The 19721-nt window shown below is 40.1% G+C and carries 19 protein-coding genes; 6 read left to right on the top strand and 13 right to left on the bottom strand.

Features of this window, described 5'->3' with window-relative positions; all coding sequences use genetic code 11:
* Positions 1 to 57: 57 nt before the first annotated feature.
* Positions 58 to 225, bottom strand: a complete 168-nt coding sequence (locus MHH41_RS06680; RefSeq protein ID WP_340865976.1) for a hypothetical protein — start codon at positions 223 to 225, stop codon at positions 58 to 60.
* Between the two features lie 167 nt (positions 226 to 392).
* On the opposite strand from MHH41_RS06680, the gene MHH41_RS06675 reads away from it, so the two are divergent.
* Complete coding sequence (locus MHH41_RS06675; RefSeq protein ID WP_050945147.1) at positions 393 to 608, top strand: hypothetical protein; 216 nt, start codon at positions 393 to 395, stop codon at positions 606 to 608.
* 195 nt (positions 609 to 803) lie between these two features.
* Here the strand turns inward: MHH41_RS06675 and MHH41_RS06670 are convergent, their stop codons facing one another.
* Positions 804 to 1700: a DMT family transporter gene (locus MHH41_RS06670; RefSeq protein ID WP_003211579.1), complete on the bottom strand. Its 897-nt coding sequence runs from the start codon at positions 1698 to 1700 to the stop codon at positions 804 to 806.
* Between the two features lie 112 nt (positions 1701 to 1812).
* On the opposite strand from MHH41_RS06670, the gene MHH41_RS06665 reads away from it, so the two are divergent.
* Together MHH41_RS06665 and MHH41_RS06660 are read left to right on the top strand one after the other, a co-directional pair.
* Positions 1813 to 2706, top strand: coding sequence for an AraC family transcriptional regulator (locus tag MHH41_RS06665; protein WP_340865975.1), 894 nt, complete (start codon positions 1813 to 1815; stop codon positions 2704 to 2706).
* Positions 2707 to 2931: 225 nt separating this feature from the next.
* Entirely contained in the window at positions 2932 to 3393 is a 462-nt protein-coding gene (locus tag MHH41_RS06660; RefSeq protein ID WP_012009774.1) for a YkyB family protein, read from the top strand.
* A 33-nt stretch (positions 3394 to 3426) separates the two neighbouring features.
* Here MHH41_RS06660 and MHH41_RS06655 read toward each other — a convergent pair whose 3' ends face one another.
* The 3 genes from MHH41_RS06655 to MHH41_RS06645 all read right to left on the bottom strand — a co-directional run bounded on the left by MHH41_RS06655 (position 3427) and on the right by MHH41_RS06645 (position 6384).
* Positions 3427 to 4335 carry a chemotaxis protein gene (locus tag MHH41_RS06655; protein ID WP_003212225.1) on the bottom strand — a complete coding sequence of 303 codons (909 nt, stop codon included), beginning with the start codon at positions 4333 to 4335 and terminating at the stop codon, positions 3427 to 3429.
* 73 nt (positions 4336 to 4408) lie between these two features.
* Complete coding sequence (locus tag MHH41_RS06650; RefSeq protein WP_340865974.1) at positions 4409 to 5719, bottom strand: MFS transporter; 1311 nt, start codon at positions 5717 to 5719, stop codon at positions 4409 to 4411.
* A 125-nt stretch (positions 5720 to 5844) separates the two neighbouring features.
* The gene (locus MHH41_RS06645; RefSeq protein ID WP_340865972.1) at positions 5845 to 6384 is read right to left on the bottom strand and encodes an RDD family protein; all 540 of its coding nucleotides are present in this window, start codon (positions 6382 to 6384) and stop codon (positions 5845 to 5847) included.
* Between the two features lie 301 nt (positions 6385 to 6685).
* Between MHH41_RS06645 and MHH41_RS06640 the strand changes: the two genes are divergently transcribed.
* On the top strand, positions 6686 to 6838 hold the full coding sequence (locus MHH41_RS06640; protein WP_170965990.1) for a hypothetical protein: 153 nt from the start codon (positions 6686 to 6688) through the stop codon (positions 6836 to 6838).
* 61 nt (positions 6839 to 6899) lie between these two features.
* Here the strand turns inward: MHH41_RS06640 and MHH41_RS06635 are convergent, their stop codons facing one another.
* Positions 6900 to 7784: a cation diffusion facilitator family transporter gene (locus MHH41_RS06635; protein ID WP_050945150.1), complete on the bottom strand. Its 885-nt coding sequence runs from the start codon at positions 7782 to 7784 to the stop codon at positions 6900 to 6902.
* 292 nt (positions 7785 to 8076) lie between these two features.
* Between MHH41_RS06635 and MHH41_RS06630 the strand changes: the two genes are divergently transcribed.
* Positions 8077 to 9246 carry an aminotransferase A gene (locus MHH41_RS06630; protein WP_003210942.1) on the top strand — a complete coding sequence of 390 codons (1170 nt, stop codon included), beginning with the start codon at positions 8077 to 8079 and terminating at the stop codon, positions 9244 to 9246.
* 25 nt (positions 9247 to 9271) lie between these two features.
* Here MHH41_RS06630 and MHH41_RS06625 read toward each other — a convergent pair whose 3' ends face one another.
* Positions 9272 to 11101 (bottom strand): PAS domain-containing sensor histidine kinase, encoded by a 1830-nt coding sequence (locus MHH41_RS06625; RefSeq protein WP_137054703.1) that lies wholly within the window; start codon positions 11099 to 11101, stop codon positions 9272 to 9274.
* A 155-nt stretch (positions 11102 to 11256) separates the two neighbouring features.
* A complete protein-coding gene (locus tag MHH41_RS06620) occupies positions 11257 to 13383 on the bottom strand; it encodes a peptidoglycan D,D-transpeptidase FtsI family protein (protein ID WP_050945152.1) in 2127 nt (708 codons plus the stop codon).
* Between the two features lie 336 nt (positions 13384 to 13719).
* Here MHH41_RS06620 and MHH41_RS06615 point away from each other — a divergent pair, with 336 nt between their 5' ends.
* Entirely contained in the window at positions 13720 to 14514 is a 795-nt protein-coding gene (locus MHH41_RS06615; protein ID WP_340865971.1) for a CAP domain-containing protein, read from the top strand.
* A 39-nt stretch (positions 14515 to 14553) separates the two neighbouring features.
* Here the strand turns inward: MHH41_RS06615 and MHH41_RS06610 are convergent, their stop codons facing one another.
* The 5 genes from MHH41_RS06610 to MHH41_RS06590 all read right to left on the bottom strand — a co-directional run bounded on the left by MHH41_RS06610 (position 14554) and on the right by MHH41_RS06590 (position 19719).
* Positions 14554 to 15426 (bottom strand): NAD(P)-dependent oxidoreductase, encoded by an 873-nt coding sequence (locus tag MHH41_RS06610; protein WP_003211880.1) that lies wholly within the window; start codon positions 15424 to 15426, stop codon positions 14554 to 14556.
* Between the two features lie 13 nt (positions 15427 to 15439).
* Positions 15440 to 16225 carry an SDR family oxidoreductase gene (locus MHH41_RS06605; protein WP_137054704.1) on the bottom strand — a complete coding sequence of 262 codons (786 nt, stop codon included), beginning with the start codon at positions 16223 to 16225 and terminating at the stop codon, positions 15440 to 15442.
* A 74-nt stretch (positions 16226 to 16299) separates the two neighbouring features.
* Entirely contained in the window at positions 16300 to 18261 is a 1962-nt protein-coding gene (locus tag MHH41_RS06600; RefSeq protein WP_340865968.1) for a methyl-accepting chemotaxis protein, read from the bottom strand.
* Between the two features lie 104 nt (positions 18262 to 18365).
* A complete protein-coding gene (gene splB / locus MHH41_RS06595; protein ID WP_212045808.1) occupies positions 18366 to 19394 on the bottom strand; it encodes a spore photoproduct lyase in 1029 nt (342 codons plus the stop codon).
* 82 nt (positions 19395 to 19476) lie between these two features.
* Complete coding sequence (locus MHH41_RS06590; RefSeq protein ID WP_044331928.1) at positions 19477 to 19719, bottom strand: transcriptional regulator SplA domain-containing protein; 243 nt, start codon at positions 19717 to 19719, stop codon at positions 19477 to 19479.
* Positions 19720 to 19721: the final 2 nt, after the last annotated feature.

The raw sequence follows: 19721 nt of genomic DNA, 5'->3' as shown, positions 1-19721 counted from the left end.
AAAAAGGACTTTCTTCTATAGAAAGTCCTTTTTGCATGGCTGAAACACAAACGGCACTTATTTTTTCTGCTCATCGAAATGATTGGAAGCAAAATGAATGATTCTTTCGACTGCATAAATGCTAATAAATAGGATGAGAAATAGAACCAAAGGATGAATCGAACGATCATCTATCACGTACACAATGCCTCCAACGACAAGTGCGACCAATAAAGGAGTTAACATATCTTCAATCTAAACAGTCCTGTCTGTTCTCATTAACTTTGATCTTATAACATATTTTTCTTTTTATGAAATAAAAGGAATGTGTATAAAATTGCAATATTTTTAATAAAAAATCTTTACATCTTTGGAAGTTTTATAGTAGTATAGTCAGGTTGGAGGTGAGGGGTATGCTAAAAAGTTATTATTTTATTCATACAAAAGATGATCAAGGTCAATATGTTGTACATACAGAAGATTGTGCATTTTTAGGTGATGCTTCAAGCCGTAAATTGATTGGTCTGCACATGAGTGGCGAGAGCGCCATTGATGAAGCTAAACAAATGACGAATGAAACTGATTTTAATGGTTGCTTCTACTGCGCTTATTCAAGTCATAAGAAATAGACCATGTGATTAAACCATATGTTCGGGCATGTTGTCTGGCATATGGTAAATTTTCAGGCGCATCATGAATACAAATTGAGAAACTACCCATTTATTTAAATAGGTAGTTATCACGAACTAATAGTTCACTTCATATATATTTCACCCAGTTAATTCTTCTTGCAATGAAAATCTCTCTTTGAACACCCTTCCTTCTCATTTTTTTGGCTGATATAATGCCATGAATAAAATCATGTATACAATACAAGCTGTCCCAGCCCATTGAAAAAAACCAAATGGCTCCTTTAACCAAAAAACAGTCGTGACAACTGCCGCAAGGGGCTCGACACTTCCAATTAAGCTTGACTCTTTCGGTGATAAATATTGCAAGCTTTCTATGTAAAACCAAAAAGCGATCATTGTACCAAATATGATAACAAACAATAAATAAACATACGCTTCAACAGGTAAATGCGACAGATTTATCTTCCATGGCGGATGGACTAAGCTAAGGGCAGCTCCCCCAATCAGCATCGCCCAGCCGACAACGACTAAAGAATCAAATTCTTTTAACAGATTGATTGGATATAGCGTATAAAACGAAAGCGCTACAGCAGACAGTATTCCCCAAACCACTGCGACAAATGGAACGGTTAATGTTGAAACAGAACCATTCGTTAATAAGAGAAACATGCCCATGAACGCCAATGACACCGTCAGCATATCTCTTTTGGTAAAAGTAGATTGGCGGCGAAGTACTAAATACATGATAATCATAACAGGGGCCGTATACTGCAGAAGCGTCGCCACAGCTGCATTCCCAAGTTGAATGGATGCCATATAAGTATATTGAACAGCTAGCATGCCCATTACTCCAAATATAAGGACTTGCATAGCCGTCCTCTTCTTTTTCCACACACCAATTAGTTGCGCTCGTTCTTTTGTCATGAAATGAACAAATAAAAGCAGTCCACCTGAAATAAGCAGCCTGACAGTCACAAGCCAATTGACATAAATCCCATATTGCTGAAACAATTTTTGTGAAACAGTTCCTCCTACTCCCCAACAGATGGCACCAATCAGCACAAGCAAAATTCCCTTATTTCTATCCATTTCGTTCTCCTCAACTCTCAAACAATCATGATAATATAGTTGATAGTAGTTCACTTTGTTACATATTGATATATCAATTGAACATAAAAATAAAAGAATATTGAGGAGAACCATGAACAACCATCATTTTCTTATTGACTACAATTTGAAAAAATTAACGGAGCATTCTACTACGACCTGGTCTATCGCTCTTTATCATACGAAAATTTGTGATCATAGAAGCGGCCACATCCCTCTTCACTGGCATGACGAATTTCAATTTGTTTTTATTTTAGAGGGGGAAGCTGAATTTCACATCAATGAAGAGACGATATGTTTGAAGGAAGGAGATGGCGTATTCATCAATAGTGGCTGCCTGCATATGGCAAAAGATGCGAATGGGACAACTTGTACATATCTTTGTCTAAACGTTTCCCCACATTTCATCACAGCCAATGAATTATTTACCACTTTCGTTCATCCTTATATGCATGCGAGTCAGACACCTTATATTTTATTGAACCGAAAAGACCACTGGCCAAATCATATCTATCAATGTATTCAAACCATTCAGCGATTAATTGATGAAACTCCAGCATATTATGAGCTTGAACTCAATATTCAACTCATCACCATGTGGAAATGTTTATTACAAAATGGCTTTCAAATAAAATATGATGCACGGCAGCATGATAAAAATGAACGGATGAAACCTATGCTGAATTGGATTCACCAGCATTATCACGAAAAGGTGCTTCTTCAAGATATCGCTCGAGCAGGTCAGCTAAGCCGATCTGAATGCTGCAGATACTTCAAAGATATTCTAAAGAAGACACCTCTTCATTATGTGAATGAATATAGAGTTCAACAAAGTCTCATCCTGCTTCAAGAAACAGACTTCAATATAACAGAAATTGCTTACAAAGTCGGCTTCAACAGCACAAGTTATTTTATTAGTATGTTTAAAAGAATAAAAAATACGACACCTTTAGCATATAGAAAATTAAAAGCGCCGCATTCTTTGTAACTGAAACAGATTGAAGAAAAATCATGATGGATAGATACTAGTGTCTTTGCACACCATTCTGTCATTTTTATATACAAACACGTTTTAGAACCGTCATGAATGGCTATTGTAAATAAGAACAATGGAAATCCTATCGCTTTTTAAAATAAGTCTATTTGCAATTTACTAATAAAAACGTATAATTTATACTAAGCACAGGAAGACGAAAGACAAAGGAGAGAAAAAATGGACGATTATGCTCATACTAAAGACATAGAACCTACAGCAGAAAACATCGCAAAAGCCATTTATACTGTTAACCGCCATGCTAAAACCGCACCAAATCCCAAGTTTCTTTATCTTTTGAAAAAACGTGCGCTGCAAAAACTATTGCAAGAAGGTAAAGGAAGAAAAGTGGGCCTACATTTCTCTAACAATCCCAAATATAGTCAACAACAGTCCGACGTGCTGATTGAAATTGGAGATTATTATTTTCACCTGCCACCAACCAAAGAAGACTTCGAATTTTTGCCACACTTAGGAAATTTAAATCAATCATATCGCAATCCGAAAGCGAATATGTCATTAAACCGAGCAAAGCAACTGCTTCAAACGTATGTCGGTTTAAAAGAAAAACCTACCGCCACAAAACAAAAATCACATTATACAAAGCCCGTCTTCAAACGACTCGGGGAAAGTTATTTTTAAACAAAAAACCACTCATGACGAGTGGTTTTTCCTTTAGATTATAAAGTGATCGACTTTTTCAATCAGCTGATGAATTTCTGGTTTACTAATTTGATCATCTGCACCAATTGTTTCCCCTTTATGGCGCAAATCTTCAGTGATTAACGAAGAGAAGATAAGAATCGGTATGGAACTTGTTAAAGGATTTTCCTTCAACAGTTTCGTTAATCGGTGACCATCCATTTTTGGCATTTCAATATCTGTAATAATCATATCAATTTCTTCTGTCACAGTAATTCCTTTGCTAACAAGGTCCATGACGTGGTCATATGCCTGTTTCCCGTCTTCAAAGGTCACAATGTTTTTATAGCCTGCTTCGGTTAATTCATTTGTTAATAAACGCATGAGAAGCGGAGAGTCTTCAACGACATAAAGCTTCTTCCCTGTTCTTCTCTCGTCTTTCTCACCGTCAAACATATGATACGTTTCTACTCCAGAAGCGGATTCAATATCATAAATGATTTTCTCATAATCTGGAAGGAAAACCATTTTCTCATCAAGCTTAATGATACCGGTCAAATGACGTTCCATCCCTTGATTGAGTGCAGTTGGCTTTTCAATCTCTTCCCAGCTGACGCGGTGAATTTGTGATACCGTTCCTGTATGGAACACAAATTTCCGTTGGTTGAATTCAGTCACAATATATTTCTCTTGTTCTGACTGATCTGACTCGACATTAAAAAAGGAAAATAGATTGATGACTGGTAAAATCTCGCCTCGTAAACTAATCATCCCTTCTACATCTTGATGAGAGTGCGGTACTGCCGTCACCTCAACCGGCTGGATGATTTCTCTTACTTTCATGACGTTAATGCCGAATTGATTTGAACCAATTTCAAACTTCACAATTTCCAATTCATTGGTACCAGAGTCAAGTAAAATTTCTTGTTTGTTTAAAGCCACGGAAATCCCTCTATTCTTCAATATAAGATTGTACTTTTTATATCGGCAGCATAGGTAAAAAGTTGACGTTTCTTTACGCTTTCTCTCGTACGAATTGATGAATCACAAGTCCTATCGCTGCAAGAATAAGTAAAGACCCTAGCGCAAGGCGGCTTGCGAGGTTTCCGTGCTCTGCAAACAGCAGAGTGACTGACCCATAAATGATGGGTCCAATAATGGAAGACACCTTCCCTGAGAATGCGAAGAGACCAAAAAACTGTCCTCTCTTTTCCTTCGGTGTCAGCTCAATAATCAATATTCGTGATGCCCCCCAGCTTGCGCCAAGTGAAATACCGAATAAACTGCCAGCCACCCAGAAGATCCATTCCGTTGTGGCTGTGACAGCCACAATCAGGGCAACGATCAAAATCACATACACGACTGTAATCGAGCGCTTTGCCCCAATCGCTTTTGTGATATATCCAAATAAAAAGGAGCCAATGATACTTGAAATGGTCGACACAAGATAAAGCAGAATAAATTGTCCAGCAGTAAAGCCAATGATGATTTTGGCATACACCGCCATCATCGCAATCGCTGTCTGTAAGGCATCATTCATAAAAAAGAAAGCAATCATAAAGATAAAAGCCGGCTTGTAATGTTTCATCTCTTTAAACGTGCGAATAATTTCTTTATACCCGCTGAAAAATGACGCCTTTTTCTCTTGCTGCGGTAGTGGATGAGGGTCTTTTACAAAAAAGAGAAATGGCAGAAAAAAGAGAAAGAATAATAGTGCTGTCGGAATAAATGCTTCATGAAATTGGTCATTGCCAACAAGTAAATAAACTGTGAGACCGACAAGCGTCCCTAAATAACCAACGGCAATGCCAAATCCAGAAATAAGCGGTATTTCATCCTTTGTCCCAAGATCGGGCAGGATGGTGTCATAAAACACTAGGCTCGAGTGATAGAAGAATTTTGCAATCACAAACAAGGTGACCACTGCTAATAAAGAGACAGGCAGCCCAAACCATTCGCTTGAGAAATCAATCCCAGCAAAGATCCCCATTAAAAACGTACAAGCTATACATATGAGAGTAAACACTGTGATGTAGCGCTTCTTTTTTCCTGTACGATCGATTAGGACTCCGTATAATGGTGTGAAAATGACGAGAAAAAAACTGGCTAGTGCATTTGCATAAGATATAAATGTACTAGCGATCTGATCCATTCTCGCACTGTCTCCGATTGTTTCCTGCAAGTAGAACGGGAAGAAAATGGTGATCATATTCGATGAAAATATTGTATTTGCAAAGTCATACAATGCCCAGGCCAAAATGGGTGCTGTCAAAAACAGACCGAAGCCTGCCCCTTTTTTCTGCATGGTCTTTTTCCCTGTTTTCAATCGTTTGTCTCCCTTCCCTGCCTGATTTTTCACTATCATTCTATTTTATGTCATACGTCCCTCTTCCATACAAGCAATCTATACAAAAAGCACCTCTTACGATTGAGCAGAGGTGCTTTTTTTCATTATTTCTTCACAACAATGGTACTTGCGATTAAATCGTGAAGTGCTTGTTTTTTCTCTGTGAAAAAGGCAATGATGTAGCCAATATATAAGATTGGAGACAAAAAGCCTTTTGCAAAAAAGCGGCCTGTTGCACGGCCAAAAGTGACTTTTTCGCCCGTTACTCTTGTCACTTTAATCCCAAGAGCCATCTTACCAAGCGTTCCTTGCAGTTTTGATGATTCCATGATGGCGTAATAAAGCCATGTCACCAAAATACCGATCAAGATCGCTCCTATATAGAAAAAGATAAGTCCCATAATCACTGCCCATTCCTCATCTGTCATAACAGTTGTTGAATAGTAATAGCTGTCGTCATCCATCATCAATGCTGCCTCTGGACTTGAGACAAAAAAGAGTGTTGCCAAAATAAACATGATAAAAGAATATGGTACGCCGATGATGATACCATCCAAAAGGTGTGCAAGAAAACGATAGCCTACGCCTGCTAGCTCAGGATGTTTCTTTTCTTGAATGTGTGGTTCTGTTATGTTTGTTTCCATCCTATTTCTCCTTTATTATGTATGTTTTCTATAAATTTCTTATAATCATTCGTTATTATATCTTATGAATATCGCAAGATCAATGTAACTTTACACTTTTACATATATTTTAGATCAGTTCGCCCTCAATGATTTATGTGAATAAATACTGAAAATTTGTGAAAATCATGGTACTTCTAGTTCTTTTACCTCCTGATTTTTTAATATTTTGTGATATTTTCGTCTTGTTTCCATTCTGCTGTTGACAATCGTTCTTCACATGGTACAATAGTCAAGGATTTTTTAAAGAAAGGTGTTCATGATGGGAACTGTCGTACTATTAAATAACAATGAAATGACTGTGATTGAAGATATTTGCGAAGCTGATTTTTTAGACATGAAGCATGATTTGTCAAATGATGACGCAGCTTATATCTCTTGGTATGAAGATTACGATACTGCTTATGGATATTGATTTCATTTCATAGATGAAGCGTAAAAAAAGGCGATACAACCTAAGTTGGTTGATCGCCTTTTTACGTTTGCGTGCTTCTTTCACTTTCAGGTTCTACATGAATAAAGATTTGTGCATGCGGAAAATCTTGCTGTATCTTCTCTTCAATTTGATCACATAATTGATGAACATCTTCTATCGTTGTCTTGCCATCTACAATCAAATGAAAATCAATATATTCCTCTGCACCGGATCGTCTTGTTCGAAAGTCATGATATTCGATGAATTCTTGACTGAATCCTTGAATGATTGCTTCGATCGATTGTTCTTCCTCGGGCGTTAGCCGGGCGTCTACGAGTGGCGGGAAGGCTTCTTTCATGAGTTTAAATGCTTCACGCATAATAAAGAGAGCAAGTATCATTCCAATGATCGGATCTAAGAAATACCAGTCGGTTAATGCGACAAGCAATAAACTGAATGCGACCCCTAATGACGTATACACATCAGTTAACAGGTGCAATGCATTCGATTTCATAGCGACAGAATGGACCCTTTCCGCCTCTTTGTTCACAGCCTTCGATACGATAAAATTGATGAGCGCGCCTATTAGCATCACCACAATACCAAGTACAGGCAGCTTGACTGGCTCTGGATGCATTAATTTGTGAACACATTCGTAGATGATCCAAATACCCGCAACGAAAATCAGCAGGGTCTCAATCGTTCCAGAAATATTTTCGACTTTTCCGTGTCCATAAGGATGTTTCGAATCTGCTGGCTTTCTCGAAATACGAACAGAGATAAATGCAATAAAAGATGCCATTAAATCGAGAAAAGAATGAATGGCTTCTGATAAAACAGCAACAGATCCAGTGAGCAGACCTACAATGATTTTTAAGATGACAACAAATGTGTTACTCATCACGGATAGAAACGCTATTTTTGATGTCTTCGCTGATTGTTCCATTTATCGTCCTCCTTTAGGAGATCGTATGTCTATGAAAGCAATTCCCATGACCCTGATTCTCACGTTCTTTCAGTTTACACCGTTTTGCCGTTTTCTAATCATGTTATCGCAGCCTGTATTTTCTCGTGAGGTTACGCTATAATAAATGTTGCTCTTTCTTCAATATATCACTCATGCTGTGATGAATAGGAGAATAGACTACAGATAATGATATCCAGTGCCTTTCGCAGGTGACATTTATGCAGTGAATGGTAAAATAGGATAAAAACATAAATTTTTAAGGTGATGAGAAATGGAGCATTTGCTGAATCCAAGAGTAAAGGATATTGAAATTTCAGGCATTCGAACATTTTCAAATCTCGTATCGTCATATGAGGATGTCGTATCTTTGACGATAGGCCAGCCCGATTTTTATACGCCGCATCATGTCAAAACAGCTGCAAAAGCAGCCATTGACGAGAATTTCACTTCGTACACTCATAATGCTGGTTTCCTAGAGCTAAGACAAGCAATCCAGCACTACATCAAGAAGAAAGTCAACCTTGATTATGATGCAGAGTCAGAGATCATTGTGACGACAGGTGCAAGTCAAGCGATTGATGCTGCGTTTCGAACCATTTTGTCAGAGGGTGATGAAGTGATTTTACCTGGACCTGTCTACCCTGGCTATGAACCGATCATTCGAATGTGCGGGGGGAAGCCCGTACATATCGACACAACGAATGCTGGCTTTAAATTAAATGCCAAGCTGATTGAGGATGCATTAACGGAAAAAACAAAGTGTGTTGTGCTTCCCTATCCTTCAAATCCAACTGGTGTCACGCTTTCAGAAGAAGAATTGAAAGAGATTGCCCAGCTCCTTGAAGGAAAAGACATCTTTATTTTATCCGATGAAATCTATAGCGAGCTGACATTTGACCGGCCGCATCATTCAATCGCTTCTTTCTTAAAGGAACAGACCATTGTGATTAACGGACTGTCTAAGTCTCATAGCATGACTGGTTGGAGAATTGGCTTTTTATTTGCTTCAGCTCCAATTGCTAAACATGTATTAAAAGTACATCAATATAACGTGTCTTGTGCCTCGGCTGTCTCACAAAAGGCGGCACTTGAAGCTGTGACAAATGGTGTGGATGATGCACTCATCATGAGAGAGCAATATAAGAAAAGGCTCGATTATGTATACGATCGGCTCATTTCTATGGGGCTTCCGGTCATTAAGCCTTCTGGCGCTTTTTATATTTTTCCATCCATTGAATCGTTTGGGATGAGTTCCTTTGATTTTTGTATGGAGCTGTTAGAAAGTACAAGACTTGCTGTCGTACCAGGGTCTGCTTTCTCTCCACTCGGCGAGGGGTATGTGCGTCTATCCTATGCTTATTCACTTGAAACACTGAAAGAAGGACTTGACCGCCTAGAACAATTCGTTCTTGAAAAGCGTTCTATTCATTTAACAGACTGAAACAACGGCTCTCCTGCCGTTGTTTTTATTTTGCAGGAAACATGATGTGAAATACGGTGCCCTTTTCGGGATGACTATCCACACGGATCGTCCCGTTGTGATTTTCTAAAATATTAAATGTCACCATAAGGCCAAGTCCAGTCCCTTTTTCCTTTGTCGTTAAAAAGGGCTCTCCTATTCGCTTCATGACCGATTCAGGAATGCCAACCCCTTCATCACGAATGGTGACGTGAATTCCATCTCTTTCTGCTTTGGCCGTAATGTCAACCTGCCCTCCGTCCGGCATGGATTCTACGGCATTTTTGATTAAATTGATAAACACCTGCTTGAGCTGATTTTGATCCCCGTTCATCAGGAGATCCTCTTCTATTTCACTTGTATTCATTAAAATGCCATTTAAGTTCGCTTGTGTTTCTAATAAAGCCGTGACTTCGCTGATGATTTTTTTCAAATCAAGTGTCTGCATCGATGCCGTTTGCTGCGGTTTTGCAAGCATGAGCAGCTCGCTTAAGATAATTTCTATCCGGCTCAGTTCAGAGAAAACAATCTCGAAATATTGATCCCGATCTTTCGTTTTCGGTTTAATGAGCTGCAAAAAGCCTTTGATGGCAGTCAATGGGTTCCTGATCTCATGTGCAATGCCCGCAGCCAATTGGCCTGCGATCGATAATTTTTCAGATCGGAGCATGAGCTCTTCTGTCTGCTTACGTTCGGATATATCTCTTAAAATAATTTGAACGGCTGTTTCTCCAAAAAATGTAGTTGGGATACACACCATTTCTGTATAGATCAGCTTGTGCTTAAATGTATGACAGCTCATCGTGACAATCTCAGAATCTGATGCTCTTTCAATAATACGTGATATGCTCTTTTTCACTTTTGGCTGGTCACAGGAATGGATTTGATGGAAAATATCTTTTCCTATTAATTTATCGTAATGCTCGGCTTCAAATAATTTAATGCCTGATTCATTCATAAACACCCATTTGTGATCGTGAATGACCGCAATTGTATCAATGGAGTTTTGGATGAGCAGCTGATACCGCTCCCGGCTTTTTTGCAGAACGGTTTGGAATTTCTTACGGGATGAGATGTCTACTAACAGCAAAAGCTCTGCCCGCTGATTTTGATAGATCGTTGGTGATGACTTCACTTCGATATGAATGCTGCTCCCATCTTTCCGCTTCCAAATCTGTTCAATCATTCCGACTGGAAGACCTTGTTGCAGCCTTGTAATTCGGCTTCTCACAATGTCATGGTACTCCTCAGCAATAAAGTCAAATGCAGTTTTGCCGATCATGTCATCTCTTGTACATACCCCCATTAATTGAAGCATCGCATCATTCGCATAAACAATTTCCCCTAAAATCGTAATACATAACGGATTTGGCAGCATGGCAATCAATTGTTCAGCTTCACTGACATGTTGGAAAGCCGGCAGACTGCCTAACGACTGTTCTGACACTTCTGATGTTGTTTGAAATGCTGCTTTTTGCGGTTCAGCGTCCAGCACCCTCATTTTTAGGATCATTTCTCTACTTAATTCACTGTCTAACTCATCACAAGCAACAAAATCAATACTAGCTTCAATCCATACAGCTGTTAGGTCACTTCTAAGCAGCCTAAAGTGGGAAATCTCTAGCATGTGCTGATTGTAGAAATAACTCTCGACGAGAAATTGATCTTCGGTATGAACAAAGTCTTTCAAAAAACACCCTAGTAAATCCTTTTGTTCATAGAGCAAAAGCTGCTTACAGTTAGAAGAAATGTAGAGAAAGCGGCCATTAGAAGAAAGAACGGCATGTAAATCGATATTCGAATAAAGCTGATTCGAATCTTTCATTTTTTGTTCCATCGTCGTCCGACCCTCCTTTTCATTTTTTAGGGTTGTCCTTAGATTGATGTATAAAAAAGATTCGCTAGAAAACCCGTATTTTCCTTCCGTCATCGAGGGAAACGTCCATATTTTCAGCAAAAAAGAGCACATTCTCTTGATGTGCTCTCTGCTGTTTACTGCTTTTCGTATTTCTTTTGTAATTCAACGTACTTATCAATAATTTTACTTGGGATGGTTTTAATGACGGAATCTTTGTCTGAGACATAAGGTGTCACGACACTAAAAGCTACTTTTGGATTGGACGATGGATAATATCCTCCAAAGGTTAAATTGTAAGTGGGGTTTCCCCACCAGCTGCGGTTAGCACCATAGTAAAAGGTTTGGGCCGTCCCTGTTTTTCCTGAGACATCATGCTGACCAAAGCGGCCAGCGGCAGTACCGCCGGTCGATGTGACCATTTTCAGTCCCATTTTGACGCGGTCAATATCTGCTTTCGAATTGTTAATCGTGTTCAATACCTTCGGCTCATATTTTTTCACGACTGGGCCTACTTCATCCTTCTTCGTTGGAAGGTGAACGCTTTTCACCACTCTTGGTTGAACGCGATTTCCTCCATTGGCGATCGTTGACATGTACTGGGCAACTTGAAGCGGTGTATACGTGTCATACTGCCCAATTGCTTCATCGAGCAAAAGTCCGCCGACCGTCTTCGGATGTGTCTGCATCCCGCTTGATTCCTGCGGCAAATCGATCCCTGTTTTCACGCCGAGGCCGAATTGCGCATAGTAGTTTCTCATTTTTTGCAGGTGCTCAGGTCTTGCCGGTAACGGACCATCCTTTTGATAAATGATGCCCGCCATTCTCATCGCTACTTGGAACATGTAGACGTTGGAACTTTTTTGGAGAGCCTGTAGATCATTGACCCATCCAAGAACTTTGTATGACCGTTTCGGCTTTCCACCACTCCCTGCAAAGTAGAGCGGTGTATCCATATAGGATTGGTTGTGCGACATTCCGTCCTGATAACCGCCAAGTACTGTGGCTCCTTTGATTACAGAGCCCATTTCGTACTGGGTCGTAAATGTTCCGATGGCATAATCAGTGACGTCTCTGCCGTCCATTTTCTTGCCAGACATCGCGAGAACATCCCCAGTGTTAGGGTCCATCATCACGACAAATGCACGGTCCATCATATAGTTTCTCGCACTAGCGGATCTAAGCTCTGATTCGACGATCTTGTCGACTTCCTTTTGCAGCTCCATATCAAATGTCAGTGCAAGATCAAGTCCTCTTCGTCCCTCTGTCCGCTTGATTTCATCGAGCAGCTTCCCGCCAACCTGAGTATATTGAACGGTCGCTTTCTCCGGGTTCAGAAAATCCTCGTATTGATACTCTAAATAGCTCTTCCCTACTCGGTCATTACGTGAGTAGCCTCTTGCCATATAGTAATCTTCACGCTCTTTTATAATCCCTTGCTCTGGTGTGGTCACACCGCCAAGTACATTATAAAGGGTCTTCTCATACGGATATTTTCTTGTCCAATCATTGATGACATTCACACCAGGCAGTTCATCAAGATGCTCTGATACAAGTGAAATCTCTTCATAGGTCAAACTCACAGATGATGCCTGCTTTGACTCTTTTGTTTCATCGAGTAAAGCAACTTTTTCGTCCCCTTTTTTCTCTTCATTTGGGTCCATTGCTTTCACGATTTGAGGCTCAAAGGCATATCCGCCTGTAAATCGACGATAGATCGCTGCAACTGCTTTTTCCTCTGCATTTTTTTCGATCGCCTTGACCTCTTCCTTAGGCACGCGCTCTACTTGAAGCGGATAGACATCTTTTGCTTTAAGATTCTTTTGCTCTGCTTTTGAAATGAGCTTATCCGCTTCTTTCGGATGGCTTGCCAGCCAAAAATCTCGAATGTCACGCTCTCTCAAAAAATCAGTATCCATTTTTATATAAGTCGCAAGTTTTCTTGCTACCTTAATCTTATCCTTCGCTTTTACACCGCTTTCTGATGTATAAACGATGGCAGGTACACTTTCATTATCAACGACGATTCTTCCTCTCGCGTCATACATTTTTCCTCTTGGTGACGGGTATGATGCTGTTTTGACCTCTGTTCGGTTAGCCTGCTTTTTATAATCCTCACCATTGACGATTTGCAGTACACCAAGCTTGATCACAAGCACAGCAAACAAACTAAAGACAGCGAAGAAAAAGAGATTAATCCTCCAGGCGTTCCGGCGCTTGAATTTTTTCTGCTCGGCACCACCTTGATGCTGTTTCTCTCCCACTTATGTAGCTCCTCTCATCCTTTCAATCTTTTACAATTACCACTCATTATTGTAACACTTTTGTAATAGTTGTTACAGCGAAACAAGCGAAAAAAAGCTGTCAATCCCTATTATGCAAAAAAATATACTAACACTTTAAAATATTGGTATGTTTATGTCGTTTTCATTAAATGGAAGAATTCCCTATCCTTTGATATGAGGCGGGTTTTTTTGTGACTTTAACAAAAATGACAAACAGGCATTGTCAATGGAGGATGCTGGTACGTTTATAACAAAAAGTCCATGTTATGATTTTCTGTGAGAAAACAAAACAAAGATTTTAGGAGGAGTTACAATATGAAGAAGAAATCATTCTTTTTTTCAGCGCTAACGGCTGCTGCACTCATCACGTTCACTGGGGGACATTCAGCTGATGCGAAGGAGCTTAACCTGAAACAAGTAATACATGTAAAGCATCAAACCATTGATCTTCATACATTAGCTACAAAATTACATATCTCTTCAGATGTAAACAAGCTAAGCAAGTCGAATCAAAAAGAGATCGAAGCTCTTTTAAACAAGCTGATCAAAAGCGGGCAACCTGTTACTGGCACAAAAGTGGTAAAAGAAGTAAACAAAGCAAAAAATGAACAAAAACAAGAATCAGTGAAAAAACCTACTGCTTCTAAACCAAGTGCGCCAGCAAAACAAAATACAAACAACAATACAAAAGCTGATCAAAAAGACACAACGACAGCAAAAGCAGACAGCAGCTTGAATGCATTTGAAAAAGAAGTCGTTGAGCTTACAAACAAAGAGCGTGCAAAGCAAGGATTAAAAGCACTTTCTGTTGATTCAAAGCTAAGCAAATCTGCTCGTGCAAAATCTCAAGATATGAAAGATAAAAACTATTTCTCTCATACAAGCCCAACTTACGGATCTCCATTTGATCAAATGAAGAAATTCGGGATCACTTACAAAACAGCAGGTGAAAACATTGCCCAAGGTCAAAGATCTCCACAAGAAGTGGTGACTGCTTGGATGAACAGTGAAGGTCATAGAGCCAATATCTTAAACAAAAACTATACACATATCGGTGTTGGTTATGTGAAATCTGGCAACTACTGGACGCAGCAATTCATCGGAAAATAAGTTATCTAAAAAGCCTGTCCCAAAGTAGGACAGGCTTTTTTATTTCACCCATAATTTATATATACTTTGTGTGCCGCTATTTTCTTCGCCCTGTTCGCGCAGCTTCTCATAAAGTGACTTCGCAAGTGAGAGCCCAGGCATCTCTTCTCCCATCAGCTCTGCTTCTTCAAGTGCAATGCCCATATCTTTAATAAAATGCTTCACGTAGAACCCTGGCTCGAAATCACCTTTCAGCATTCTTGGTGCAAGGTTTGACAAGGACCAGCTTCCTGCCGCACCCGTTGTGATGCTTTTGAGCACGTGCTCTGGATCAAGTCCTGATTTTTCGGCATAGGCCATAGCTTCTGCGACACCTACCATGCCTGCTGCAATCGCAATTTGGTTACACATTTTGGTATGCTGGCCGCTTCCTGCAGGTCCTTGATATTGAATGTTTTCGCCCATTTTCTCAAATAAGGGCAAACACGCTTCATAGGCTGATTTTTCTCCGCCAATCATGATCGCAAGCGTTGCATTTTTTGCGCCTACGTCTCCGCCAGAAACTGGTGCATCTAATGCAAACAGCCCTTTTTCTTTCGCTTTCACTTCAATTTCTTTTGCCAGCTGAGGCTTCGATGTCGTCATATCTATCAGATAAGTACCAGGCGTAGCATGTGCCACAAGCCCCTCTTCACCTAAATAGATTTCTTCTACATCTGATGGATATCCTACCATTGTGATGACAGCATCTGCATGTTGTGCAATTTCCTTCACTTCCGGCTTCCATGATGCGCCTTTTTGAATGAGTGCATCTGCTTTCGCTTTTGTTCTTGTATAAACGAGAACTTCATAACCTGCATCCATTAAATGTTCAGCCATACTGCGTCCCATTACACCAATTCCAATAAAACCAACTGTTTTGATTTGTGTCATCACTTGTTCCTCCTTAAAGAGACTTTGTCAATCCACCATCAATGATAAGTGTTTGACCTGTCATATATGTATTGGCTTCAGATAAAAGAAAGGCTGCATATGCTGCAAATTCCTCTGGCTGCCCATAACGGCCAAGCGGAATCGTACGTTCAGCCTGTGCTTTGATTTCTTCAACCGTTTGGTGCTCTGCCTGCGCGCGGTGCTTGTCGAGCTGTTTGACGCGGTCTGTTTCAATTTTCCCTGGGGCTAACGTATTAATCAAAATCCCATCCTTAGCAAGCTCCTGAGCGGCTGTTTTTGTCCAGCCGGCAATAGCCGGTCTAAAAGTATTTGACAACATCAAGCCTGGGATCGGTTCTTTTACTGACATAGACGCAATGTTTAACACGCGTGCACCGCGTTTTTTCAAATAAGGCAAGGCCTCTTTTAATAATCGAATATAGCTGAGTAAATGAAGCTGAAATGATTCCATCCAGTCTTCATCTGTTAAGGTTTCAAGCGTCCCTGTTTTAGGCCCGCCTGTATTGTTCACAAGAATGTCTACACACTTCTCATCACCAGCTGCCGCTTGAACTAGCGCCTTGATTTGCTGCGCGTCAGACACATCACATACTTGATAAGTCAGCTTTCCTTTTACAAGCGGAGATAATTCTTTCACCGTTTCTGTCAGCGTGTGCTCATGTCTTCCTGAAAGCATCACATCTGCTCCCTCTTTTGCTAGAGCAAAGGCAATCGCTTTTCCGATACCTTGACTACTTGCAGTGACCAATGCTTTTTTTCCAGATAAATTGACATTCATGTCAACACCTCCTTTGCTTTATTTTATCATACAAAAAGAACCTTGCTCACGTCGCAAGGTTCCTTTCCGCTTCTTTACAGCTTAAACCGATCTACTGCCTGACGTAATGCATTGCTGGATTCGTTCAGCATTTCAGTCGAGGTTTTCGTTCTTTCTAAAACTTGGACTTGTTCATCTGTAGACGCATGCACTTCCTCAGCTGAAGCCGCCGATTCTTCTGAAATTGCAGCAATGCTTTGAATGGAGTCACTCATCTTCTGCTGTTCTTCTGTCATTTCATTGATCTGTGTATGAATGCTGTCGATTGTACCGACAAGTGCCTGCATTTCCATTGTGATGCTGCTCAGTGCCTCACCTGTTGCATTAATGGCGTCACCTTGTTCCTCATTCATCTTACTTGCTGCTGTCATCGCTTCAGCCGCCTTCTTCGATTCATTTTGAATGAGTTTGACGGTTTCACTAATGTGTTTTGTTGATTGCGCAGATTGTTCAGCAAGCTTTCTGACTTCTTCTGCAACAACAGCAAATCCTCGTCCGCTTTCTCCAGCTCTCGCTGCTTCAATGCTTGCATTCAGTGCAAGTAAATTCGTTTGATCCGAGATTTGAGAGATGGCTGTCACCACGTTTTCGATATTTTTCGTTTTATGCTCAAGGTCTAGCAGCATTTGCTCTACCTTTTTCGATTCTTCGTTCGCTTGTGTTGATTTTTGAACGAGCACACCAAGTGCATCAAGCCCTTTATAGCTTGCATCCTCAGATGATTTTGAGTTGGTTTGCATTTGTGAGGCAAGCTCACCCATATGGCGCACTTTCTCATACAATTGCTCTGATTTCTCATTAATTGTTTCTGCATCTGATGCCTGCTTAGATGCCCCTGTTGCCACCTCTTGAATGGCGGTTGCAATCTGTTCGCTCGACAGCAAGGTTTCATTTGAAATTTGTGTGACTTCATCCGTTGATGTCACTACTTGGTCTGAAGCCCCTTTCACTTTTTCAATTAACTCTCTAATGTCCTCTATCATTTGATTAAAGCTTTTCGTGAGGAGACCAATTTCATCTTTGGACTTCACTTCAAGCGTACTTGTTAAATCGCCTTCTGACACTTTACGCACATGCCCTGTTAGACGCTTGATTGGCGTTGTAATGCTTCTTGCCAATAAGAAGCTGAGGATCATCGCAAGAATAATAGCAATGACGGATATAATGATACTTGTCTGATTCATTTGTTCTGTAATCCAAAGCAGTTTCTTTTTCTCAAAGCTAACACCAACCGTCCAATCGGCTTCTTTGATTTTAGATATAACCGTCAGTTCTTTGCTGTCATCAATACCTGAATTGTCGATTGCTTTTTTCACAGAAGCAACTTTTGATATGTTTTTTCCTTGCTCTTTTGGATGCGCCAAAATCGTTCCTTTGCCATCAACTAAGAAAGCGGTACCCATATAAGGGATCTTTTGTTCCTTTACATAGGATTGTATGGAAGACAGCTTCAGATCAAGTCCAGCGACTCCAACAACCTTTCCATCTCGGACAATTGCTTTAGTGGCTGAGACAACCGTTTCTTTCGTTGCTTCATCGATATATGGATTGGTCCAAACGACCTGATCAGGCTTTTCAGCTGCTTGGACAAACCAATTTTGTTTAGATGGATCATACCCCTCGCCAAGATCGAACTCTGGGAAAGAGAACATTTTGCCATCACTAGTTCCAATATAGGCAAACGAAATAAGTTTATCCTGTTCCTGCATGTTTTTTAGTTCATCTTTTTCAAAAGCTAATGTTTGTTTTGTTTGTTTTTGCGCAAAATTTTCAGCCAGTGAACTTGTTGCCAGTTTATTAATTGTATTGGCGTAATTATCAAGCTTTTCTGTAATGATGTCTTTCATGTTTTCGGTCATTGCTGCTGTGGTGGTTTTTGCATCTCGTTCAATAAGTGGTGTTAATACTACGTTAGAACCAACTTGAACGGCCACGACGGTTAAAATTAAAATAACTGAGATAAAAACAGCTATTCTTACTTGAAGTTTCTTAAACATCTCATCACCCCTACGTTTCTTATTTTGTATATCGGCAAAATTAGTACCGCATTCAATAGTTGCAAGAAAATTTAAATAGAAAAAACAAGCCCTAAAGGCTTGCTTTAAGTGAAATATTCAATTTTCGCAGACGGAAAGTACCGATCAATATATGATTCTAAAGTCTGTCTTAACTCTTGTTCCTCATCTTTTTGATAGATATATTTCCCAATCCCATATCTACCCCACTTGTATCTTCTTTTTTCTTCATCTAATTCTAATTTTGATTTCGGATAGTTTTTTTGGATGACACGCTTCGCTGGTTTTGTAAAACGATGCTGGATCATTTCAAAGGTGATATCGTGCCTCACATCTTCAGGAAGGGCTGCATCTAGCTTTTCAAAAAGAACTTTATACCCTTCCTGCCAGCCTTCATGAATGTAAATTGGGGCAATAATAAAGCCAAGAGGATAGCCTGCCTTTGCGACTTTGACAGCCGCTTCAATCCGCTGATCAAGCGGTGATGTTCCAGGTTCGAAATATTTAATGACATAATCCGCATTGATGCTAAAACGGAATCTTGTCCGGCCATTATGCTTTGCATCAAGTAAATGATCGACATGATGAAATTTGGTCACAAAGCGAAGCTTACCAAGATCAGTTTGGCCGAAGTATTCAATCGCTTTCTTTAGTGTATGTGTCAAATGGTCAATTCCTACAATATCTGACGTACAAGAAGCTTCGAATCTCGTGATATCCGGCGCACGCTCATTCATGTACTGCTCCGCCTGATCTAATATTTCTTCAACATTCACATATGTTCGAATGTATGGCTTACTTCCCATCGTCGTTTGCAGGTAGCAATAATGGCAATGCCCCATACAGCCTGTTGCAAATGGGATCGCATACTCCGCAGATGGTTTAGACGTATCAAACTTCAACGTTTTCCTCACACCAATGACAAGCGTTGATTTCGCATTACGATACTTTTGTAAGTCATTTTTACCCGGAATATTTCTTACTTGGTTATGTGAAGTCGTTTCTCTTATTTCAATACCCATCCCCTCGAACTTTTCCTTCAGCTCTCGTCCTAACGGGTACTCTAACGCCCGTGGTTCAATGTACACAAGCTGGGGCACAAAAGGTTTGATCATATTTAGCACATCCTTACCTTATAGGTTTTCATACCGTTACTTTAACCGTGCAGGATGGCTTTTATCCTTTCTAAAATCTCCCTTATTCAAATAAATCTTGATAAAGAGCTTCTGCTTCTTCATATGTCGGAAAGACCGCATCATCTGGAGCTAAAGGATGGTACGTTTCAAGTAAGAATAGGGCAAGCTCCTCTTCGTTGTATGGATGTGAAACGATTTCTGCTTCTTTGATTTGTGCTACGTTTGCTGCATGTGGATTTCGATAAATCACATATACTTGATCACCCGGTTTATAGTCTGAGAAAGGCAATCTGGTCACCTCCATTT

This window comes from Bacillus sp. FSL K6-1145 (assembly GCF_038003425.1).
GTDB classification, from domain to species: Bacteria; Bacillota; Bacilli; order Bacillales; family Bacillaceae; genus Bacillus; species Bacillus pumilus.
Note: the sequence above shows the minus strand (reverse complement) of the source record. Positions and strands in the feature narration are given on the sequence as shown.